The organism is Streptomyces tirandamycinicus (genome assembly GCF_003097515.1).
GTDB lineage: Bacteria > Actinomycetota > Actinomycetes > Streptomycetales > Streptomycetaceae > Streptomyces > Streptomyces tirandamycinicus.
In genome coordinates this window covers 6,140,957-6,162,300 of record NZ_CP029188.1, presented here as the reverse complement: position 1 = coordinate 6,162,300, position 21,344 = coordinate 6,140,957, and the positions used below count along the sequence as shown (strand labels likewise).

General features: G+C 72.5%; 18 protein-coding genes. 7 read left to right on the top strand and 11 right to left on the bottom strand.

Going from position 1 to position 21,344, the window contains the following annotated elements:
- The first annotated feature begins 61 nt into the window (after positions 1-61).
- The 3 genes from DDW44_RS26885 (at position 62) to DDW44_RS26875 (ending at position 6,190) form a co-directional block, all read left to right on the top strand.
- Complete coding sequence (locus tag DDW44_RS26885; protein ID WP_108908063.1) at positions 62-1,000, top strand: HlyD family efflux transporter periplasmic adaptor subunit; 939 nt, start codon at positions 62-64, stop codon at positions 998-1,000.
- A 200-nt stretch (positions 1,001-1,200) separates the two neighbouring features.
- Complete coding sequence (locus DDW44_RS26880; protein ID WP_244224118.1) at positions 1,201-3,318, top strand: NHLP family bacteriocin export ABC transporter peptidase/permease/ATPase subunit; 2,118 nt, start codon at positions 1,201-1,203, stop codon at positions 3,316-3,318.
- Between the two features lies 1 nt (position 3,319).
- The gene (locus DDW44_RS26875) at positions 3,320-6,190 is read left to right on the top strand and encodes an NHLP bacteriocin export ABC transporter permease/ATPase subunit (RefSeq protein ID WP_108908061.1); all 2,871 of its coding nucleotides are present in this window, start codon (positions 3,320-3,322) and stop codon (positions 6,188-6,190) included.
- Positions 6,191-6,502: 312 nt separating this feature from the next.
- Here DDW44_RS26875 and DDW44_RS26870 read toward each other — a convergent pair whose 3' ends face one another.
- Entirely contained in the window at positions 6,503-6,847 is a 345-nt protein-coding gene (locus DDW44_RS26870; RefSeq protein WP_108908060.1) for a hypothetical protein, read from the bottom strand.
- Between the two features lie 118 nt (positions 6,848-6,965).
- Entirely contained in the window at positions 6,966-7,400 is a 435-nt protein-coding gene (locus tag DDW44_RS26865; protein ID WP_018888930.1) for a VOC family protein, read from the bottom strand.
- Between the two features lie 204 nt (positions 7,401-7,604).
- Between DDW44_RS26865 and DDW44_RS26860 the strand changes: the two genes are divergently transcribed.
- Positions 7,605-8,924, top strand: a complete 1,320-nt coding sequence (locus DDW44_RS26860) for a VWA domain-containing protein (protein ID WP_108908059.1) — start codon at positions 7,605-7,607, stop codon at positions 8,922-8,924.
- Complete coding sequence (locus DDW44_RS26855) at positions 8,924-9,706, top strand: hypothetical protein (protein WP_108908058.1); 783 nt, start codon at positions 8,924-8,926, stop codon at positions 9,704-9,706. The genes DDW44_RS26860 and DDW44_RS26855 overlap by 1 nt, the downstream gene beginning before the upstream one ends.
- 478 nt (positions 9,707-10,184) lie before the next feature.
- Here the strand turns inward: DDW44_RS26855 and DDW44_RS26850 are convergent, their stop codons facing one another.
- The 4 genes from DDW44_RS26850 to DDW44_RS26835 are packed head-to-tail and all read right to left on the bottom strand — an operon-like array spanning position 10,185 to position 14,179.
- Complete coding sequence (locus tag DDW44_RS26850) at positions 10,185-10,745, bottom strand: GTP-binding protein (RefSeq protein WP_108908057.1); 561 nt, start codon at positions 10,743-10,745, stop codon at positions 10,185-10,187.
- A 16-nt stretch (positions 10,746-10,761) separates the two neighbouring features.
- Entirely contained in the window at positions 10,762-11,127 is a 366-nt protein-coding gene (locus tag DDW44_RS26845; RefSeq protein ID WP_108908056.1) for a DUF742 domain-containing protein, read from the bottom strand.
- Positions 11,127-11,531 carry a roadblock/LC7 domain-containing protein gene (locus tag DDW44_RS26840; protein WP_017944288.1) on the bottom strand — a complete coding sequence of 135 codons (405 nt, stop codon included), beginning with the start codon at positions 11,529-11,531 and terminating at the stop codon, positions 11,127-11,129. The genes DDW44_RS26845 and DDW44_RS26840 overlap by 1 nt, the downstream gene beginning before the upstream one ends.
- Complete coding sequence (locus tag DDW44_RS26835) at positions 11,528-14,179, bottom strand: sensor histidine kinase (RefSeq protein WP_108908055.1); 2,652 nt, start codon at positions 14,177-14,179, stop codon at positions 11,528-11,530. Before DDW44_RS26835 ends, DDW44_RS26840 begins: the two co-directional genes overlap by 4 nt.
- Before the next feature lie 272 nt (positions 14,180-14,451).
- Between DDW44_RS26835 and DDW44_RS26830 the strand changes: the two genes are divergently transcribed.
- Both DDW44_RS26830 and DDW44_RS26825 read left to right on the top strand, forming a co-directional pair.
- Positions 14,452-15,231, top strand: coding sequence for an N-formylglutamate amidohydrolase (locus DDW44_RS26830; RefSeq protein WP_108908054.1), 780 nt, complete (start codon positions 14,452-14,454; stop codon positions 15,229-15,231).
- Between the two features lie 287 nt (positions 15,232-15,518).
- Complete coding sequence (locus tag DDW44_RS26825) at positions 15,519-15,866, top strand: VOC family protein (protein ID WP_108908053.1); 348 nt, start codon at positions 15,519-15,521, stop codon at positions 15,864-15,866.
- 254 nt (positions 15,867-16,120) lie between these two features.
- Here the strand turns inward: DDW44_RS26825 and DDW44_RS26815 are convergent, their stop codons facing one another.
- From DDW44_RS26815 to DDW44_RS26795, 5 genes are all read right to left on the bottom strand, one after another.
- Positions 16,121-17,293 carry a hypothetical protein gene (locus DDW44_RS26815; protein ID WP_108908051.1) on the bottom strand — a complete coding sequence of 391 codons (1,173 nt, stop codon included), beginning with the start codon at positions 17,291-17,293 and terminating at the stop codon, positions 16,121-16,123.
- A 202-nt stretch (positions 17,294-17,495) separates the two neighbouring features.
- A complete protein-coding gene (locus tag DDW44_RS26810; RefSeq protein WP_108908050.1) occupies positions 17,496-17,924 on the bottom strand; it encodes a hypothetical protein in 429 nt (142 codons plus the stop codon).
- A 305-nt stretch (positions 17,925-18,229) separates the two neighbouring features.
- Positions 18,230-19,423 carry a globin domain-containing protein gene (locus DDW44_RS26805; protein ID WP_108908049.1) on the bottom strand — a complete coding sequence of 398 codons (1,194 nt, stop codon included), beginning with the start codon at positions 19,421-19,423 and terminating at the stop codon, positions 18,230-18,232.
- Positions 19,424-19,525: 102 nt separating this feature from the next.
- Positions 19,526-19,966: an RrF2 family transcriptional regulator gene (locus DDW44_RS26800; protein WP_017944297.1), complete on the bottom strand. Its 441-nt coding sequence runs from the start codon at positions 19,964-19,966 to the stop codon at positions 19,526-19,528.
- A 171-nt stretch (positions 19,967-20,137) separates the two neighbouring features.
- A complete protein-coding gene (locus tag DDW44_RS26795) occupies positions 20,138-21,304 on the bottom strand; it encodes an AI-2E family transporter (RefSeq protein WP_108908048.1) in 1,167 nt (388 codons plus the stop codon).
- Positions 21,305-21,344 lie beyond the last annotated feature (40 nt).

The following is a 21,344-nucleotide window of genomic DNA, read 5'->3' as shown; positions in this document are numbered from 1 at the left end:
TTCCGGGGCTCACGCGTCAGCATACCCCTGGCACGGATCGTCGCAGTCGAGGAAGAGTGTCGTGCAGTTCCGCCATAAGGCCCTTTCCAAGCTGCAGTCGCCGGAGGAGATCGACCTGCCGGTGCGGTTCGCCCGCCCGCAGGGATGGCTCGTCCTGACCACCACGGTGGTCGCGATGGCGGCGGGTGCCCTCTGGGCGACCACCGGCACCGTTTCGCCCACGGTCCGCGCGCCGGGCATTCTCACCCACGCCCAGGGCAGTTACGTGCTGCAGAGCCCCGTCGCGGGTCAGGTCACCGAAGTACTCGCCGAGGAGGGCAAGAGCCTCCCGGCCGGCGCCCCGCTGCTGCGGGTGCGCACCGCCGACGCCCGGAGCGGGAGCGGCGGCGAGTCCACCGGAAGCGGCAGCACGGGCGGCCCCGGATCGGGCACCGCCACCGGCGGCGGAGAAGGCGAGAGCGACGAAGGCAGAGAGAAGGACGCAGGCGACGGCAAGCAGGGCGGCACCCTCGTGCGCACCCTCGCCCCGGGTCGCGTCACGTCCCTCGCCGCCACCATCGGCGCCGTCGTCACCACCGGCTCGGACGTCGCCGTGCTGGAACGCGTCGACGGCACCGGCGCCCCGCTGAAGGCGGTGCTCTACCTCCCCGCCGACAACGGCACGGCCGTCCCCGTCGGCGCCCGGGTCGACCTCACCGTGCAGTCGGTGCCGTCGCAGCAGTACGGAGTGCTGCGCGGCCGGGTCGAGGCCGTCGGCCGCGCCCCGCAGAGCCGGCAGCAGATCGCCGGCTTCCTCGGCGACGCCCAGCTCGCCGAGCAGTTCACCCGCCAGGGCCGGCCCGTCGCCGTTCTGGTGGAGCTCGACCGCTCCGCCCGCACCAAATCCGGGTACGCATGGTCGACCGCGGGCGGGCCGCCGTACGCCGTCGCGTCCATGACCCCGGCCGGCGGCGCGATCCGCCTGGCCTCCCAGCGCCCGATCGATTGGCTGCTCCCGTGACGGCTCCCTCCCCCACTCCCGGTAGCACCACTCCCGGTAGCACCACTCCCCGTAGCACCGGCCGTACCACCGCCCGAACCGCCGCACGAACCGCGGGCGGACGGCGCGGCGGCGATCAGCGGCGGGCGAACCCGCGCCGCGCCCGCAGGCCCGCCGCGCCCGCGAGGCAGAAGAGCGTCCGCACCCCCACCGTGCTCCAGATGGAGGCCGTGGAGTGCGGTGCCGCCGCACTCGCCATGGTGCTCGCCCACTACGGCCGGCACGTGCCCCTGGAGGAGCTGCGGATCGCCTGCGGTGTCTCCCGCGACGGCTCCCGTGCCAGCAACATCCTCAAGGCGGCCCGCGGTTACGGCCTCCAGGCCAAGGGCATGCAGATGGAACCGGCGGCGCTCGCCGGGGTCCGGCCGCCCGCCATCCTGTTCTGGGAGTTCAACCACTACGTCGTCCACGACGGCATGGGCCACCGTCTCGGCCGCCGCGGGGTGCACATCAACGACCCCGACAAGGGCCGCCGGTTCGTGTCCATGGAGGACTTCGACACCAGCTTCACCGGGGTGGTGCTGGTCTTCGAGCCCGGTGACGGCTTCCGACGGGGCGGCCGCAGGCCCGGCGTGCTGCGCTCGGTGCCCGCCCGGCTGCGCGGCACCACCGGCACCATGCTCGCCGCGCTGCTCGCCAGCCTGCTGCTGGTCGCGGTCGGCGCGGCGCTGCCCGCGCTGAGCCGCACCTATATCGACATGTACCTGGTGGGCCGTCAGACCTCGCTGCTGGGTGTGCTGTTCGCCTCGATGGCGGCGATGGTCGCACTGACCGCCGTGCTGACCGGCCTGCAGCAGGCGAACCTGCTGCGCGGCCGCGTCATCTCCTCCACGCTGAGCAGCGCCCGGTTCTTCCGGCACCTGCTCAGACTGCCCGTGACGTTCTTCGGCCAGCGCAGTCCCGCCGACCTCGTCCAGCGGCTGCAGTCGAACGACGCGGTCGCCGAGACCCTCGCCCGCGATCTCACCGCCTTCGCCGTCGACGGCGTCGTCGTCCTCCTCTACGCGCTGCTGCTGTGGACCTACGACCCCCAGCTCACCGTCGTCGGGGTGCTCATCGCGCTGCTCAACGTGGTCGCCATGCGGATCGTGGTACGTCTGCGGGCGACCCGCACCCAGAAGCTGCGCGCGGACAGCGCCCGGCTGACCAACACCTCGTACACCGGCATCCAGCTCATCGAGACGATGAAGGCGACCGGCGGCGAGAACGGCTACTTCCGCCGCTGGGCCGGGCAGCACGCCATCACCCTGGAGGAGCAGCAGCGGCTCGGTGTGCCGAGCGCCGCGCTCGCCGTCGTGGCGCCCGCCCTGGCCACGCTGAACAGCGGGCTCATCCTGTGGATCGGCGGGATGCGGGCGGTCGAGGGCCATATCTCCATCGGTCTGCTGGTGGCCTTCCAGGCCCTGGTGACACGGTTCACCGCGCCGATCACCCGCCTCAACGGGATGGCGTCCCGCATCCAGGACTTCGCCGCCGACGTGGCCCGGTTGAAGGACGTGGAGAACTTCCCCGCCGACGGGCTGTACACCCGCCCCGAGCCCCCCGCGAGCACCCGCAGGCTGCGCGGGCACGTCACGCTGGAGAACATCGCCTTCGGCTACAGCCCGCTGGACAAGCCGCTGCTCACCGGCTTCTCGCTGTCGGTGGGGCCGGGCAGCCAGGTCGCGCTCGTCGGCGGCTCCGGCAGCGGCAAGTCGACCGTGTCCCGGCTCATCGCGGGCCTCTACAGTCCGTGGGAGGGCGTCATCCGCATCGACGGACGGCGGCTGGACGAGATCCCGCGCGGCGCGCTGGCCGCATCCGTCTCCTTCGTCGACCAGGAGGTGTTCCTGTTCGAGGGGACGGTACGCGACAACGTGGCCCTGTGGGACCCCTCGATCACCGACGAGGCCGTCGCCGACGCGCTGAGGGACGCCGAGTTGTACGACGTGGTCGCCCGGCGGCCCGGCGGCGTCCACGGCCGGGTCGAGCAGGACGGCCGCAACTTCTCCGGTGGGCAGCGGCAGCGGCTGGAGATCGCCCGGGCACTGGTGCGCCGCCCCAGTGTGCTGGTGCTGGACGAGGTGACCAGTGCGCTGGACGCCGAGACCGAGCAGCTGATCATCGACAATCTGCGCCGCCGCGGCTGCGCCTGCGTGGTGATCGCGCACCGGCTGAGCACCGTCCGCGACAGCGACGAGATCGTGGTCCTCGACCACGGCACGGTCGTGGAGCGCGGCCGGCACGAGGAACTGCTCGCGCGCGGGGGCGCGTACGCCGAACTGGTCAAGGAGCACTGACGTGATCCCCGTACAGCCCGGCCACCACGCCGGGTCCGCGCGTCCCGACGACGCGGTGCTCGCCGCGTTCGGCGGTCTCGGGCAGCACGTCGACTGCGCCGGGCTGCGCAGTCTGCCGCTGGAGGGCCCGCAGGTGCTGTGGCTGCTGGTCGACGGCGCGCTCGACCTGTTCGCGGTCGACGCGGCCCGGCAGGGGCAATGGCACTTCCTCGGGCGGCTGGAGCAGGGCACACTGCTCCTCGGCCCGGTGGAGGGCCCCCAGCACACCCTGGTCGGCCGCCCGCTGCAGGGATGCGTACTGCGCCGCATCCCGCTGCTGGAGCTCCGGCCGCAGTCAGGGTACGGCGACGCCTGGTCGTACCAGAGCCCCTATCAGAGCGGGTACGACAGCCAGGACGGCACTCTCAGCCTGCTGGAGCACGCGTTCGCGCTCGGCGTCGGGCGCGGTCAGCGGGTGCTGTTCGAGGCGCCGCTGGACGGGCGGACGGCGGACGACGACGCGGTGACCGACGACGACGTCCTGTGGCTGCCGGTGTTCCCCGGCAGTGTGCAGTACGGCGCCGCGTTCAGCGCCGAGGCCGCGACCGGTCTGCTCGTCGACGGCGCCCTGTGGCAGCAGATGGTCAACCAGCAGTACCGGCTGCTGTCGGGGCTCGACCGCTGGATCGAGCGCATGGAGCAGGCCCACGAGGACCGGGCGGCGGCGGGGATCAAGGCCGGCGAAGCGGTGCGCGCCGGTGCCGACCAGGCGCTGCTGGCGTCCATCGGCCGCTCCCGCGGGGCCTCTTCGGCGCGCTCCCGGAACGCCGTGTCCGACGACGCCGCCTACGCGGTGTGCCGGCTCGTCGCCTCGACGGCCGGTATCACGCTCACCGAACCGCCCCGGGGCGGACCGGTCGACGAGCGGACCGGCCCGGTGGAGCGGATCGCGCTGGCCTCCCGGGTGCGCACCCGGGCCGTCCGGCTCGACGGCCGCTGGTGGCGGGAGGACTGCGGCCCGCTGGTGGGCCACCGGGCCAAGTCCGGGGCGCCGGTCGCGCTGCTGTGGCGGCGCGGCGGGTACCGGGCGGTGAACCCGGCCACCGGCAGCCGTATCCGCGTGGACGAGGAGAACGCCGAGGAGTTCGAGCCTCGGGCCGTGATGTTCTACCGGCCGCTGCCCGAGCGGCCGATGAGCCTGTGGCGGCTGACGGTCTTCAGCCTGCGCGGCTCGCGCACGGACGTGCGGAACCTGGCCGTCGCGGGACTGGTCGCGGTCCTCCTCGGTGCCGTGGTGCCCGTCGCCACCGGCAAGGTGCTCGGGGAGTACGTGCCCGGGGCCCGAACCGACCTGATCGTCCAGGTGTCGGTGGCCGTGATGGTCGCGGGCGGCGTGTCGGCGGTGTTCATGCTGATGCAGAACCTCACCGTGCTGCGCCTGGAGGGACGCATCGAGAGCACGCTGCAGCCCGCGGTGTGGGACCGGTTGCTGCGGCTGCCGACGAAGTTCTTCGCGGAGCGCTCCACCGGTGAGCTGGCGAGCGCGGCCATGGGCATCAGCGCCATCCGGCGGCTGCTGTCGGGGGTGGGGCCGGTCGTCGTCCAGGCGAGCACGGTCGGCGCGATGAACATGGTGCTGCTGCTCGTCTACAGCGTGCCGCTGGCGCTGGCGGCGATCGGCATGCTGCTGGTGATCGGCACGGTGTTCCTCGGCATGGGGCTGTGGCAGCTGCGCTGGCAGCGCCGGCTGGTCGAACTGAACAACAAGCTCAACAACCAGGCCTTCCAGACCCTGCGGGGACTGCCCAAGCTGCGGGTCGCGGCGGCGGAGAGCTTCGCGTACGCGGCCTGGGCGAAGCAGTTCGCGCGCAGCCGGGAGCTGCACCGGCGGGCCGGCCGGATCCGCAATCTGACGACCGTTCTGGACGCGGTCTATCTGCCGCTGAGCGCGCTGATCATGTTCATGCTGCTGGCGGGCCCGGCGAGCGGCAGCCTGAGCGCGGGCGAGTTCCTCACGTTCCACACGGCCGTCACGATGATGCTGACGTCCGTGACCCAGCTGACCGGCGCGCTGGTCTCGGCCGCCGCCGTACTGCCCATGTTCGAGCAGGTCAAGCCGGTACTGGACGAGGCTCCGGAGGTACGGGGCACCAGCACCCAGCCGGGCGGGCTGTCGGGTGCGATCGAGACCCGCAAGGTGTCCTTCCGCTACACCGACGACGGGCCCCTCGTCCTCGACGGCGTGTCCTTCAGCGTGGAGCCCGGGGAGTTCGTCGCGATCGTCGGGCCCAGCGGCTGCGGGAAGTCGACCCTGCTGCGCATGCTCATCGGCTTCGACCGTCCCGCCTCCGGCAGCGTGCTGTACGACGGCCAGGACCTCGCCGCCCTGGACCAGGCGGCGGTCCGCCGCCAGTGCGGTGTCGTCCTGCAGAACTCCCAGCCGTTCACCGGCTCGATCCTGGACTGCATCCGGGGCGCGGAGCCGTTCACCGAGGAAGAGGCCTGGGCGGCGGCCGAGATGGCGGGGCTCGCGGAGGACATCCGCCGGATGCCCATGGGCATGCAGACCATGATCTCCGGCAGCGGCGCGATCTCCGGCGGTCAGCGGCAGCGGCTGATGATCGCCCAGGCCCTGGTGCGCCGTCCGCGGGTGCTGTTCTTCGACGAGGCGACCAGCGCCCTGGACAACGCGACCCAGCGGATCGTCACCGAGAGCACGCGGGCGCTGCGCGCCACCCGGGTCGTCATCGCGCACCGGCTGTCCACGGTGATGGACGCCGACCGCGTGATCGTCATGTCCGAGGGCCGGGTGGTGCAGCAGGGCCCGCCCGCCCGGCTGCTGGCCGAGGTGGGCGGACGGCTGCACGAGCTGGTGCGGCGGCAGTTGATGTGAGGGCGCGACGCCCGGGTCCGGTACCGCCGACGGTACGGCCCCCCGGGCCGCGTCGGCCGGTCCGGCCCCCGCGGTGCGGCCGGCGGCGGTACCGAACGGGGCGTCGGCACACCCCGAGGGTGTGGGCGACGTGTGGTCGTGCCGCTGCTGCGTCGCGAGTCCCGTATGAAGACGTGTCCAGGGCTTCGCGGCGCGAAGCGCCGACGCCCGGGCTCGATGCCCCGGAGGATCCACTCCGCACCAGGTCGCTGGTGCCGAGGAGGGAAGGAGCCAGGTAGAGCGCCATCCGCGGCCCCAAGACCGCCGGGGAGCTCAGTGCCCTGCGTCGGCGAACCTCTCCGCGAGTTCCCGGTGCCTGTCCGCGGCCTGCTGTGCCTGGGCGCGGCTGACGGTCGAGCCCGGCACGGTGCCGAGGCGTTCGACCCACTCCGCGGAGCGCAGGTGCTGGCGCCGGGCGTACTCCCGGCAGGGAAGACAGGTGACCCTGTCCGGACGCGGCGACGTCATCGCGAAGGGCACCCGCGTGCCGCATCCGGTGGTAACGGCGCTCGGCGGGTCACCCGCCAGACCGAAGGTGGACGCGACCACGTTGCGGACGGCGGCGGAGTCGTGGGCCACCTTCGACTCGACATGGATGTGCGGATCGTCCACGTCCACGCGTCCTCCTTGCCGGGTCGGCCGGTCCGGCCGGTAGCAGCTGGATCAGGGCCGGCTGCGAGCCGCATGGCGGCGGACCGTCCCGGCCGCCTCGCGCAGGCGCCTCGCTCGCGGCCACTCAGTCGAGACAGAACTCGTTGCCCTCGACGTCCTGCATCACGAGGCACGACTCGTTGACGCCGTCGGCGCGCAGCAGTCGCACCCGTACCGCGCCGAGCGCGACCAGTCGTGCGCATTCGGCCTCGAGCACGGCCAGGCGCTCCTCACCGACGAGCCCGGTGCCGACCCGCACATCCAGATGCAGCCGGTTCTTGACGGTCTTCCCTTCCGGGACGCGCTGGAAGAACAGCCGGGGGCCCACGCCCGAGGGATCGACGCATGCGAACCAGCAACCCCGGCGCTCCGGCGGCAGGGTGCGGTCGAACTCGTCCCAGTCGGCGAACCCCTTCGGTGGCGGTGGTACGACGTACCCCAGCACCTCGCACCAGAAGCGGGCGACGCGCTCGGGATTCGCGCAGTCGAAGGTGACTTGGAACTGCCGGATCGACGCCATCGGCCCATCATAGGGGCGACGCGTCCGCCGGTTCCGCGAGCCCGCCCGGGACAGGTCGGGCCGTGGGCAGGGCCGTTGGGCAGGGCCGTTGGGCAGGCGGCGGCCGGGGGCCACCGCCAACCGGCGTGCATGTCACCGCAGTTGCCCGGGCCGCGCCCCGGAGCCGAATTGGGCCGGACCGGACCCGCTCACTATGATCCGCCGATGATCATACGAAAGCGACTGGCGGCCGTCCTGGGCGGCGCGTTGCTGGTCACCCTCACCGGCGGACTCCTCCCCTCCGCCGCCTCCGCCGACTCCGGCGGCACGGCCGACCGGGCCGCCGCTAAGGAACCCCCCAAGGTCGAACTCGTCCTCGACGTCAGCGGTTCGATGCGGGCCCGCGACATCGACGGGCAGTCCCGGATGTCCGCGGCCAAGCAGGCGTTCAACGAGGTGCTGGACGCGGTGCCGGAGGACGTACGGCTCGGCATCCGCACCCTCGGCGCCGACTACCCGGGCAAGGACCGCAAGGAGGGCTGCAAGGACACCCGGCAGCTCTACCCGGTGGGCGAGCTGGACCGGACCGAGGCGAAGGCGGCCGTGGCGACGCTCGTCCCGACCGGCTGGACCCCGATCGGCCCCGCCCTGCTCGGCGCCGCCGACGATCTGGAGGGCGGCGACGCCACCCGGCGGATCGTGCTCATCACGGACGGCGAGGACACCTGCGCCCCGCTCGACCCGTGCGAGGTGGCGCGCGAGATCGCCGCCAAGGGCGTCGGCATCACCATCGACACCCTCGGCCTCGTCCCCAACGCCAGGATGCGCGCCCAGCTGATGTGCATCGCCGAGGCAACGGGCGGCACCTACTCCTCCGTGCAGCACAAGAAGGAACTGTCCGAGCGGGTGGGCCAGCTGGTGGACCGCGCCGCGGAGCCCGTCGTCACCCCGGTGGCCACCCAGGGCGGCGACCGCTGTGCGGACGCGCCGCGGCTGAAGGCCGGTCTGTACGCCGACCGCGAGGCCTTCGGCCAGCACCGCTGGTACCGGGTGGACCTGCTCCCCGGCCAGGAGCTGCGCGCCTCGGTCAGCATCTCCGTCGACCGCCCCGTGAACCGCGACCACGGTGTGCTGCTGCGCGCCTCGACCCTGGCGGGCCGCGAGATCGTGCGCGGGGAGTCCACGGGTGACGGGCGCACCGACGTCGTCTCCACGGGCCTCCGCTACCCCAAGGCGGACACCGGCGACTCCGGCGACGCCGACGACTCCGGCGACTCCGGCGACTCCGGACCCGCCGCCGAGACCGTCTGCCTGCGCGTGAGCAACTCCTTCTCCGCCCCCGCGTCGGTCCGGACGTCCCCCGGCCTGCCCCTCGAGCTGACCATCGACATCACCGGCGGCCCCCGGGACGCCGGCGACGCGGCGTTCCTCGGCCTCGGCCACGGCTGGTGGCTGCTCGGCCTGCTGACGCTCGCCGGCTTCGCCGCGGGGGCGCTCTGGGGCTGGATCTCTCGCTGGCGCATCGCCGTCTGGAGGAGCAACTGATGCGAACCGTACGAGTTCTCACGGCCGGACTGCTCGCCGCAGCCGCGCTGTTCACGCTGCCGTTCCCGGGCGTCGCCGCCGCCGACTCGCCGTCGCCGAGTGCGAGCACGGGGGACGAGGGCGCCGCGCCGACCGAGGCCGGAACGTCGTTCCGCACGGCAACCGTGATACGCCCCGGGCAGCGGGCCACCGCGCAGGCGTCCACCGGTGACTACCTGTACTGGCAGTTCCCGGCCGACGCCGGGCAGCGGGCCACCGTCCGGGCCACGGTGGAACTGCCCCGCTCCACGGCGGGCCGCGGCACCCGGACATGGCGGCTCGACGTGTACGACGGGCTGCGGCGCCGCCAGGCCTGCCGGTACGGCAGCGACACCCGGGCCGTCCCGGCGGGGGCGTCGTCGGTCGAGCTGAGCTGCGCGCTGCGGACGGTCCGGGCCTGGTCCGAGCCCTGGGCGAACGACCCGCTGCCCGGGGCCTACTACGTACGGCTGACCGTCGTCACGGCGCCCGCCGAGGACCTGGGCGAACCGGCCGAGGCCGCGGTGGAGGTCGTCACCGCGGACTCCGGCGGCGCCACGGCCGTGGACGGCCGGCTCGCCGCCCCGCTGGTCCCCGCCTCGGGCCGGGACGTCGAGCCGGACGGCGGCTGGGCGTCGGGCTGGTGGTCCTCGCGCATCCTCTGGACGGCGTGCGGAGCGGTGCTCGCCGCGCTGGCCGGTATCTGGGGCCATCGGCTCACCCGCGGCGGTGGCCGCCCGGCACACGTGCCGCCGGGGGCCTGAGGGCGCGTGGGCGCCGCTCGTCCGGGGTCTGCCGGCCCCGGCGCGGACGGCGCCCCCGCCTCCGTTTCTGACGGTCCGCCAGCCAGGCCGGGTGACCTGCCACGCCGGCGCGCAACCGGCGCTGTTGAGCGCGCAGTGCAGCGCGGCGGGCGCGAGCAGGCTCCCGGAGCGGCGGCGCAGCCGGGCACCTGGAGCGCGGGCCGGACACGGTTGATCAGCGCATGCGCGACGCCGAGCACCGCGACGGCGAGAGCGGCATCCCCATGGGGACGGCAGCATGGCCAGGGCCCGCTTCGGGGTGGGACAACGCGCCGCGGTGGCTGCGCCGCGCTCTGCCGGCCGCCGGGGGCCCGGGCCGGGGCGTGAACCGCGGCGCCGGGCGTGCCGCACTCGGCCGCGCGTCAGGCCCCGGGTGCCGGTTTCCCGTAGGCGGGGCCGCCGCCGGACTCCCCCGGTGGCGAGGCCCGGCGATCCGCCGTCAGACCCGGGCCACCGTCCCGGCCTTGGCGATCAGCATGTCGAGGAGGGCGAGCAGCGCCGCGCGTACGTCCGCGCGCATGCGGGCGTCGAGCATCAGGACGGGCGTGTCCGGGTCGCGGAGGTGCAGGGCCGACCTGATCTCATCGGGGCTGTAGAGCTGTTCGCCGTGGAAGCAGTTGGCGCCGACCACGAACGGGAGCCCCCGGCTTTCGAAGAAGTCCACCGCGGGGAAACTGCGGTCGAGCCGGCGGGTGTCGACCAGCACGATCGCTCCCAGGGCGCCGTTGAGCAGGTCGTCCCACATGAACCAGAAGCGCTCCTGGCCCGGCGTCCCGAACAGGTAGAGGACGACACCGGCGTCGGTGAGGGTGATGCGGCCGAAGTCCATGGCCACGGTGGTCAACGACTTGGACTCGATCCCCCGCAGGTCGTCGACGCCGACGCCGGCGGCCGTCAGCCGCTCCTCCGTGCGCAGGGGCTCGATCTCGGAGATCGTCTCGACCAGAGTCGTCTTGCCGACGCCGAATCCCCCGGCCACGAGGATCTTGACGGGGGCCACTTCCTGGGCAGAGGTGTCATATCCGGGCAAGGTTGTCCCTGATTCTCATGAGCAGGTTGACATTGGTGGTCTCGGTCTCCTCCAGGGGCGACCGGTGCCGGACCAGCCCACGGTCCTCCAGCTCGCCGAGGAGGAGGATCGTGGGCGTCAGGCGCATGTGCATACGGGCGGCGATCTCCGCGACCGCCAGGCCGTTCGGCGGCACGCACAGGGACAGGACGGCCTGCCACTCGCTGGGCAGGCCGTCGTAGGCGTCCGCGGAGACCGCTGCCATGACCGTCGTGTCCATGGTCAGCGAGGCGGGCGGAGCGGTCGTACGCCCGTCGGTCAGGGCGTACAGGCGCGTCCGGCGACCGCCTTCGCGGCGCGGCGCTTCGCTCATTACGACGTCGGCGCCTGACCGCGTCCGGGTGTGCTCAGCCATTCCCCGAGCGCCTGCGCCGTGCGTACGGCCTCGCCGCCCAGTTCGCCGAGCCGGGCCTTGCGGGACGTCACGACGATGAGGGTGCTGCCCTCCCCGCATCCGACGATGCAGAGGTACCGGTCCTCCATCTCGACCAGTTGGCGGATCACCCGGCCCCCGTCGACATCCCCGGAAATCGCCTTCATCGTGGACGCGATCCCGGAGGACGCCGCGGCGATGCGCTCCCCCTGGGGGCGGTCCAGCAAGTAGGAGCTGAGCATGATCCCGTCATTGGACAGCAGAACGGCGCCCTTGATGTCCGCGATCCTGCTGAGGTTGTTGTCCAGGACGCTGTAGATCATGTCGTTGGATGTCGTCGTCATCGCTGATCCTGTCGGAGCTCGTCTTCCACCGTCTGGGTTCCCTGCTCGTAGTCCGCCCAGGCGTCGGCCACCTCTTCGGGGGTGTCCGCTTCCCGTACTGCCGCCGCCTCGGTCGCGCGGCGCGGCCCCAGGAGCTGCTCGGCCATGTGCGTCTGCGGGACCCGCTCGGGGAGGGCCGGACGCACGTCACGGGCGGGCCCGACGGGGCGGACGGGCCGAGCCGGGGGCGGGGGCGGCCGCCGGTGCGGCGGCTCGGCGGTCCGGTCGCCGGACGGCTCGGCCGCGCGCTCGGGCAGCGCCGCGCGGGGCCGGCCCGGCGGCTTCCCTCCCGGCTGCCTCGGCACCAGCCCGTACGGCCTGCCCGGCGAGACCGCGTCCAGTGCGGTCGGCTCCCCGTCCGGCTCGGGCGGCTCACCGGCGGACCGGCCAGGCGACTCCCCGTCCGGCCGATCGGGCGTCCGCCCGTGGGACCCGCGGACGGGGAGACCGGCGTCCGTGCGCCGGACAGGTTCGGCCCCGACCTCGCCCTCGCCGCGGCCGTCCGTCGCGAGCGCGGGCTCCGCGCGTACGGACCGCACCCCGGCGTCCTCCGCACTCGGCGGCAGCTCATGGACGGCGTCCGCCGGGAACTCCCCGCGAACCGGCGCGTCCGCCGGGGACTCCCCACGCACCGGCGCGTCCGGCGCGCCACCCGTCTCGTTCCGGGTCGGTACGAGCAGTTCCCGGGGGAGGATCACCACGGCCGACGTCCCGCCGTACACCGATCTGCGCAGCGTGACCGTGGCGCCGAGCCCGTCGGCGAGGTGGCCGACCACGAAGAGACCCAGCCGGTGGGCGTTCTCCGCCAGGACCGCGTACGGCGGTGCCGAGTGCAGGCGCCCGTTCATCTCCTCGTAGGTCGCGGGGGCCACCCGCGGACCGCGGTCCTCGATCTCGACCGACATTCCGTCGGCCACCAGCTCGGCCCGGATGACGACCTTGGACCTCGGCGGCGAGAACCGCGTGGCGTTGTCCAGCAGCTCCGCCAGCAGGTGGCTGACCTGGCTGATCACGGCGGCTTCGATACTGATCTCGTCCAGCGCCTGGCGCTCGATCCGCCGGAAGTCCTCGACCTCCGCGGCCGCTTCGCGCAGCAGGTCGGCGATGCGCATGGGTTCGGTATGGGGGTCGGGGATCTCGCCGCCCGAGAGGATGAGCAGGTTCTCGATCTGCCGGCGCATGCCGACCGTGAGCTGGTCGGCCCGCATCAGCTGGGCCAGGAGCGCCTCGTCGTGGCCGAAGGCGTCCTGGAGCTCCTCGGTGAGGCTCAGCTGACGGCTGACCAGGTTCCCGGTCCGTGAGGCGATGCCCGCGGCGAACATGCCGAAGCCCTGCCGCTCGGCCGCGAGCTGTGTGTGGCCGTCCACCGACACGGCGACCACCCGGGCGAACGCGTCGTTGACTCGCCCCACTTCGTCCTTCTCGCCCCGGACCGTGGGCAGTGCGGCGGTGTCGACGGGCCTGCCGCTCTGCAGCCGGTCGACGACGTCCGGCAGGACGCGCTCGGCGATGGTCACCGTCCGGTGGTGCAGCCGGCTCAGCCGGCGCAGCACCGACCCCGTGGTGAGGGCGACGACGGCGGCGACGGCCAGCAGTGCGGCGATGCTCCCGGCGATCAGCCACGCGACGTCCGTCTCCAGGTCGGTCGCCCGGGCGTCGGCGAGGTCCAGCAGGGCCTGCGACCGGTCGGCGTTCAGGGTGGTCAGCTGCGGCCCCCACTGCTGCTGCGCGGCCCGCCAGCCGTTGACGTCCCGCGGCAGCTTCACCCCGTCGTCGGTGATCGTCTGCTCGGACAGGACCGCGCTCTCGATGCGCGTCTTGGTCTGCCACGCCCCCGATCTGACCATCTGCGCGTAGAGGTCGTTCTGCGCGTCCGGCAGGTACGGCACGACCCATGTGTCGTACAGGTACCGCTGCGCCCCGACGGCGTTGACGAGGTCGGCGAACCTGGAGGGGGTCAGCGTCCTGGAGGGGCCGGCCTGCGCGATGATCATATCCTCCTGGGCGACCATCTCGGAGGCGGCGAACATGGCGCTGACCACGCGGGTGTCCTCGATGAGCCCGCCGTCCTCGGTGTGGCTCAGCTCGTCCTGGTAGAAGCGGATCATCTGGCCGATCACGCCGGTGTAGAACACGAGCGTGCTGTCGGCGTTCCCGGATCCGCTGTCGGTGCGCTCGCGGTAGGCGTCCAGCTCGCCCAGGCCCTCGGCGACCTCCAGCAGCCGCCGGTCCGCCACCTCGGACACCGCGGTCCCGGGCTCCCAGGAACGGCGGAAGGCGGTCGCGGCCTGGTCGGTGGCCGCGCGCCGTTCCCGCATCAGGTCCTCGGGCACCCCGGTGCCGGCCCAGCGTGCGGCGGTCAGCGTCCGCTCGGACTGCATCGCGACCATGAGCCGGTACAGGGGTATGCCGATCCGTTCACCGGACTCCACGTCGGCGCGCAGGTGCCCCGACTGTTCCAGCAACCGGTTCGCGGCCAGGACGGATTGCGCGCCCAGGGCCACGATGGGAACGACCGCGAGCCAGATGAGCAGCGTACGCAGGCGCAGCGTGCGCCGCCGGCGCTTCGCCGACGGGCCTCGCGACCCGATGCGTTGTATCGGTGACATCAGTCCTCAGGAGCGGGGGACAGCGTGACGGACCGTCGACCGGGCCGGGGCGCTGCCCCGGGGCACTCGGGAAACACCGTTCCGGCCAGGTCGGGACCAGGGATGAGGAGGCCGATCATAACCAGCCACACCCAGAAAAAAGAGAGGTTGCGTCAGAAATCAGTTCGATGTTAATGGAGCGAACGGGGCTCTCCGGAGCGGGGGCCGGGAGATGGCGTCGGCCGCCGGTGCCAGACACCAGGCACCAGGCACCGGCCGTAGGATCGTTGTCCGTGTCCTCCTTCCGTCTCGTTCCGGGCGCCGGCGACTCCCCCGTCGTGCTCCACGTCCCGCACTCCTCGCGGGAGATTCCCGAACCGGTGCGGCGCGGCATCGAGCTGGACGACGCCGCGCTGACGATCGAGCTCGATCACATCACCGATGCCCACACCGCCGCCCTCTCCGCCGCGGCGGCGGACGCGGCCGCGCTCAGGCCGTGGCAGTTCGTCAACGGGCTCTCCCGGCTGGTGGTCGACCCGGAGCGATTCCCCGACGGGCGCGAGGAGATGGTCGCCGCGGGCATGGGCGCGGTCTACACCAGGACCACGCACCGCGAGCGGCTCCGGCCGGAGGACACCGACCCGCAGCCGCTCCTCGACCGGTACTTCCACCCGTATGCACGGGCCATGACCGCCGTCGTGGCCGACCGCCTCGCGGCCGCCGGACGGGCGGTCGTCATCGACGTGCACTCGTACCCCACGGCCCCGCTGCCCTACGAGCTGCACGGCGACGGGCCCCGGCCGCCGGTCTGCCTGGGCACGGACGCCTTCCACACCCCGCCCGGGCTCCTCGCCGCCGCCGAGCGGGCGTTCGCGGGCTTCGGCGGCACCGGGCGCGACAGCCCCTTCGCGGGTACGTACGTCCCACTCGACTTCCACCGCAGGGACCCTCGCGTGAGCGCCCTGATGATCGAGATCCGCCGCGACGTCTACATGACCGAACCCGGGGGGCCCGCGGGCCCGGGACTGGACCGGCTGGGCGCCGCCCTGGCGCAGCTGGTCGACTCGCTCTGAGCGGCGTCCGGACCGGCCCGCGGCCCCGCGGGCGCCGAGGCCGGCGGTGCGGCATCCTCGACTCGGCTCATCACGCACCATCATCGGTTCGCGGCGTGCGGCCGCGGCCTACGGAAGCCGCCTCGATTCCGGGTGCCGCCGACTGTCCGAGCGGCGCCATCACCGCAGGTCCAGCCCACCTGACGCAGTCCTCTTGGAGCGCGCAAACGAATGTGTGCGGCGACGGACCTGCCGTAGCATGCCGGGTGAGGCATGGAGACAGATCCGTTCCCACCCTGGAGTCGTCGATGGCCGTTCGCCGTGTCATGCCCATCATCCGGTCGGAGGCCGTGCCGGAGAGTCGGGCGTTCTACGGACTGCTGGGCTTCGAGGAGGTCATGAACCACGGCTGGATCATGACGCTCGCTGCCCCATCCACCCCAGCAGCGCAGATCAGCGTCATGACCGGCGACAAGTCCGCGCCTGTCTCGCCCGACATGAGCATCGAGGTGGACGACGTGGATGCGGCTTACGCGGTCATGCGGGAGAGCGGTGCGGAGATCGTTCACCCCTTGCAGGACGAGGAGTGGGGCGTGCGGCGGTTCTTTGTCCGCGACCCCAGCGGACGGGTGGTCAACGTGCTGAGCCACCGCTGACGACCTCTACCGCACCTTTGGGTCGCACACCCGGCCCCGGGGCCCGTACCCCTCCGAGGCATCCCCCACGGCGTCCCGGTGAGGGCGCCACCGTATGCCGTCGACCATCTGCCGGCGCGTCTCCACCCGCGGCCCGCCCGGCTTCCTGCCCTCGGTGGACAGCGGCTCCGACCGGGCCCACTGCCTGTCCGTCAGATCTCCACGCGCCACAAATCAAGATCACCCCACGTGATGAGCCACTCACGGCACACGCCTTATGCGCCGATCTGACCGTGCACCAGAATCGGCAGATACCCGGCCAGGTGGGCAGCGGGGACCCGGACCTCGAACGCCGTCTTCCACGTCCACACGGGCAGCACGTAGAAGTCGGCTTCCCTCTCGATCCGGCCGTTGACGGCGATGATGTGCTCGCCTTCGGGCTCCACGCGACCCCAGACGGGGGCCGGAGGGCTCGGCGGGTTCGGGAAGGTGCGCGCGGAGGCCTCCCACTTCGCCCGCTGCCAGTCGTCGAAGCTGCGGACGAGTCCGTAGACGTACGGTGTGGGGCCGGTCAGTTGGGCGTTCACCACATCGACCGCCGCCTGCGGGGCCAGAGGGTCGATCCGTGTGATGGTGGCGGTGGAGGCGGCAGCGACATGGAGCATGAGATGTCCGAGGCCATCGGAGTCGAGCCCGAGATCGCCCTGGTCACGAAAGGCCGACTCGCTGCCGTGCACGTCGACGGCGACCTGGAGCGGTCCGGCAGCGGTCCGCAGGACCCGGAGGGCCCGTTCACGGCCACCGGCGTTGAACCTGAGCACCCAGTGGTCCCCCGGCGTCCTGGTCTCGATCTTCGTGGTGGGCAGGTCGACGGTGAAGCCCGCAACCTGCCCCAGCCGCCAGCCCTTGATCCTCAACTCGCAGCTGAGGCGGGTGTCGAGCTTGGCCGCGTTCAGGGTGGGGATGTGCTCGGGGTCCAGCGTGAACGCGTCCAGGAAAGGCTCCCGAACGTTGAACAGCCGGGCGATCTCCTCCGAGAAGAGCTTCTGTGCCGCATACATCTGCGGCGAGCGGATCTTCAGCAGCTTGCCCAGGCTTCGGGCCAGCACGAAGTCCAGGTCGAACAGCGGTATGTACGCCGTGTTCAGCTGCGCCGCCTTCGCGTCGCGCTGCTTCAGGCGCCCCTGCAGAAGCACGCCCGGACCGGTGGGGATCCTGTTGAAGTCCGCACCCGCATAGACCGCTTGGAGCAGGTTCACGAATCGGGCCCGGTCGTGCTGGAGGAAGCTGCGGACGACGGCGGCCATACCACAGGTGCCGTAGAAGCCCTGGTCCAGGGCGTCCGGGTTACCGATAAGCGTGTTCGCCCGAGCGGCGTCCGGCCCGGTGAATGACGGCTGGGCCGCCCTGAGGTCACTGACGGCCTGCCTGGCCTCTGCGATCTCCATGGTCGCCCCCCATTTCTCCACGGCTGCCTGCGGCGCACCGCAGGCCGCGATTCTGGCGGATAGGACACAAAGGCGATAGTCACTTTACGGCCATCGTTGCGTCGACAAGTCCACTGATTCAGGTTTCGTCAGAGTTCATCAGAGTTAGTCAGACCTCATCAGTGTCTTCGCCTCGGTTACGACCCCCGCCGTGTCGGCGCGTTCAGACCGACAGCGCGGCGACGCCCAGCGCCGGCAGGAGGAGCGCCTTGGCCGACTCGCAGGCGATGTAGACGAGATGGGCGCGGGAGCGCGGGACGTCCTCCCCGGTCAGCACCCGGTCCGAGCGGCGGTTGAGGACGGGCCGGACGGCGAGGAGTTGCACGAGCAGCAGCCCGACGACGAGGACCGCCGGGACCACGACGGGGGCGGGGAGGCCGCCGGCGGCGACCGCCACGACCAGCACGGCGGACAGGACGGCTTCGGCGCGATTGAGCGCGCGGAAGACGAGTCGGCCGATGCCGAGACCGATCCGCAGGGTCACGTCCGGGGCCCGGAACTTGAGGGGCGCCTCGATGAACGAGATGGCGAGCACCATCCCGAACCAGACGAAGGCGGTCGCGGCGGCCACGGCCGCCCAGGGGGTGTTCATCCGCGGTGTACCTCTTCCTCGTGCGGGGGGATTCCTCGTGCGGGCGCTTTCCTCGCTGCGGGGGCGGGGGGACTCCTCGTGCGGGGGCATTCCTCGAGCGGGCACTTCCCGGCGCGCCAGGGCGCCTCTTCGGATCCGGCGCACCGAGACCGGTGCGCCCGGCGCTGTTCGATGCCCTCGACGGCCTCCGAGGCGTCTCGACGCCCGACTCCACCGGTCGGCCGACCCGTTCCCGGTGCGGCGCCGACCGCACCGGGGAAGCGCGCACCCCCGCCGCCCCGGTGCCATCGCTCGGACCGACGCTCCTACCGGCCTAGCCACAGGTCCGGTCCGAAGACCTCGTAGTGGATCCTCTCGGCGGGTATGCCCCTGCGGAGCAGGTCACTTCGCACCGTACGCATGAAGGGCAGTGGACCGCACAGATACGCGGTCAGGTCCTCCGGGAGGTCCAGGCCGTCCAGGTCGGCCCGGCCCGCCGGGACGTCCGGGGCGTCGTGGCCGGGCGACGCGTACCACAGGTGGAGCCGGCCGCCCGGCAGCGCGCGCGCCAGGGCGAGGTGCTCCTCGCGATGGGCGTGGTCGGCGGGGGTGCGGTCGGCGTGGACCGTGACGACGGTGCGGTCCGAGCCGGTGGACACCAGGTGGTCGAGCAGGGCCAGTACGGGCGTGTTCCCGATCCCCGCGGACGCCAGCAGCAGCGGTTCGCCGCCCTCAGGCAGGACGAGGTCGCCGAAGGGCACCGACACCGTCAGCACGTCGCCCGGGTGCGCGTGCTCGTGGAGCCAGGACGACACCTCGCCCTCCGGGCCGGTCGCGCCGCGGACCCTCTTGACGCTGATCCGCCACTCCGGCCGGCCGGGGGCGGTGGACAGGCTGTACTGGCGGATCTGCCGGGCGCCGTCGGCCAGTTCGGCTCGCACGCCGACGTACTGGCCCGCCCGGAAGGTTCCGGCGGGCCGGCCGTCTCGGGGCCGCAGCAGGAAGGAGACGACATCGGGCGTCTCCTGACGCCGTCCGGCGATCTCCATGGTCCGCCAGACCTCGCCCTCGGTGGCGCCGGCCTCCTGGTAGAGGCGCGTCTCGACGGCGATCAGGGCGTTGGCCATCAGCCAGTACACCTCGTCCCAGGCCGCGGCGACCTCGTCCGTGACCGCGTCACCGAGCACCTCCGCTATCGCCGCGAACAGATGGCGATGAACGATCTTGTACTGGCCGGAGGTGACGCCGAGTGAGGCGTGCTTGTGCGCGATCCGGGCGAGCATCGCGTCCGGGCGGGTGCCGGGCTGCTCCAGCAGCATTCCGGCGAAGGCGGCGATCGAACCGGCCAGCGCCTTCCGCTGCTCCCCGTTCGCCTGGTTGCCGCGGTTGAACAGGTCTCTCAGCAGCTCGGGGTGGGCGTCGAACAGCTTGCGGTAGAAGAGCTCGGTGATGTCCCCCAGGGCGGCCCCGACGATCGGAAGCGTGGCCCGGACGACGGGAGTGGCCTTTTCGGAGAGCAAGGATGACTCCTAATAGGTAAATGATCTTCGTGTTTTAAGAGATCCGCATACCCCCGGCCCGGGAGTCCTTTTCGTGCGGGGCCGGGGCTACCGGAGGCGGGGCTACCGGGGCGGCGGACCGCCGAGGGCGACGAGGACGGGCCCGGTGGGCGAGGCCACCAGATCGGCGACACTCAGCGGGTCGAGCGTGGCATGGAAGGCCGCTTGGGCGTCGCGCAGCGCACTCCGCAGACGGCAGGCGCCGCGCAGGGGGCAGGGCGGGTCGTCGCAGCTCACGACCTCCTCCTCACCCTCGAGTTCCCGCACCAGCCAGCCCACCGAGGCCCGCCTGCCGAAGTCGGTCACCACGAGTCCGCCCCCGCGGCCGCGACGGGCCTCAACCACTCCCAGGTGCTGCAGGCGGGTGATCGCCTTGGCGGCGTGGGTCTGCCGCACACCCATGGCCTCGGCCACCTCGCGGGTGGTCAGCACCTCATCGTCGGCGCAGACCGCGAGGCGCATCACGGAGCGGAGGGCCAGGTCGGTGAACTTGGTGAGTCGCACGGCCAGGACGCTATCAAATACACATTCAAGATTCCCATTAAGGGGGACAGTTGCGCCTGTGGCGTGGGTCACCGGCCGCGTGCCCCCAGGCGCCTGGCCGCCCGGGGCGGGACGGCGGCAGCGACGAGCGGCCCGGCGCACGCACCGCTCGGGCCGGCCCCGCCGCAGGCGCTACGAAACGGCGGCGGCGGCACCGGTGGAGGGCTCGCCGGCCTCCGTTTCGGGCACGGATTCGGGCGCCGGTTCGGGCGCCCGTTCGGGCTCTTGTTCAGGCTCCGGGTCTCCGAGCTGCTCACGCAGGTAGTTCCACACCACCGCGATCACTGCCGCCGCCGGTACCGCCAGCAGACTGCCCACGATGCCCGCCAGGCTGCCGCCCAACGTCACCGCCAGCAGGATCACCGCCGCATGGAGGCCGAGGCCCCGGCCCTGGATCATCGGCTGGAACACATTGCCCTCGAGCTGCTGCACGACGACGATGATCGCCAGCACGATCAGCGCGTCCGCCAGGCCGTTCGACACCAGTGCGATGAGCACCGCGACGAGGCCGGCGAACAGGGCACCCACGATCGGGACGAACGCGGACACGAAGGTCAGTACGGCGAGCGGGAGCACCAGGGGTACGCCCAGGATCCACAGGCCGATGCCGATGAAGACCGCGTCGATCAGCCCGACGAACGCCTGCGAGCGTACGAACGCGCCCAGCGTGTTCCAGCCGCGCGCGGCCACCGCCGGGACGTGGACGGCGAGCGAGCCGGGCAGTTGGCGGGAGAGCCACGGCAGGAACCGGGGGCCGTCCTTGAGGAAGAAGAACATCAGGAAGAGCGCGAGGACGGCCGTCACGACACCGTTGACCACCGTGCCCACGCCGGTGACGACCGCGGTCACCATGCTGCCCGCGCTGTCCTGTATGCGCTCCACCGCGGTGCCGAAAGCACCCGTGATCTGGTCGTCCCCGATGTTCAGCGGAGGTCCGGCAGCCCACTCGCGCACCTGCTGGATGCCCTGGACGACACCGTCGGACAGTTCGCCGGACTGGGATGCCACCGGCACGGCGATCAGCGCCACGACGCCCGAGGCGACCAGCAGGAACAGTACGGTCACCGCCGACGCGGCGAGGGCGGGCGGCCATCCGCGCCCGCGCAGCCGCCGGGTCAGCGGCCAGGTCAGCGTGGTGAGGAGCAGGCCCACGATCAGGGGCCAGACGACCGGCCACATCCGACCCAGCAGCCACAGGGCCACCGCGACCATCACGAAGACCAGCAGCAACTCGGCCGACACACGCGCCGATGTGCCGAGCGCGGCGCGGGTCCTCGTGGAACTCAACCTGGTGGGCATGGGGGTCACCCTATGGGTACGCGCGAGGCGCAGCCGCCGC

Coding starts and splice junctions, on each gene's coding strand:
- DDW44_RS26880 (WP_244224118.1), top strand. CDS start 1,201: ATGGAGGCCGTGGAGTGCGGTGCCGCCGCACTCGCCATGGTGCTCGCC.
- DDW44_RS26865 (WP_018888930.1), bottom strand. CDS start 7,400: ATGGCGTCGATCCGGCAGTTCCAAGTCACCTTCGACTGCGCGAATCCC.
- DDW44_RS26860 (WP_108908059.1), top strand. CDS start 7,605: ATGATCATACGAAAGCGACTGGCGGCCGTCCTGGGCGGCGCGTTGCTG.
- DDW44_RS26855 (WP_108908058.1), top strand. CDS start 8,924: ATGCGAACCGTACGAGTTCTCACGGCCGGACTGCTCGCCGCAGCCGCG.
- DDW44_RS26845 (WP_108908056.1), bottom strand. CDS start 11,127: ATGAGCGAAGCGCCGCGCCGCGAAGGCGGTCGCCGGACGCGCCTGTAC.
- DDW44_RS26840 (WP_017944288.1), bottom strand. CDS start 11,531: ATGACGACGACATCCAACGACATGATCTACAGCGTCCTGGACAACAAC.
- DDW44_RS26835 (WP_108908055.1), bottom strand. CDS start 14,179: ATGTCACCGATACAACGCATCGGGTCGCGAGGCCCGTCGGCGAAGCGC.
- DDW44_RS26825 (WP_108908053.1), top strand. CDS start 15,519: ATGGCCGTTCGCCGTGTCATGCCCATCATCCGGTCGGAGGCCGTGCCG.
- DDW44_RS26815 (WP_108908051.1), bottom strand. CDS start 17,293: ATGGAGATCGCAGAGGCCAGGCAGGCCGTCAGTGACCTCAGGGCGGCC.
- DDW44_RS26810 (WP_108908050.1), bottom strand. CDS start 17,924: ATGAACACCCCCTGGGCGGCCGTGGCCGCCGCGACCGCCTTCGTCTGG.
- DDW44_RS26795 (WP_108908048.1), bottom strand. CDS start 21,304: ATGCCCACCAGGTTGAGTTCCACGAGGACCCGCGCCGCGCTCGGCACA.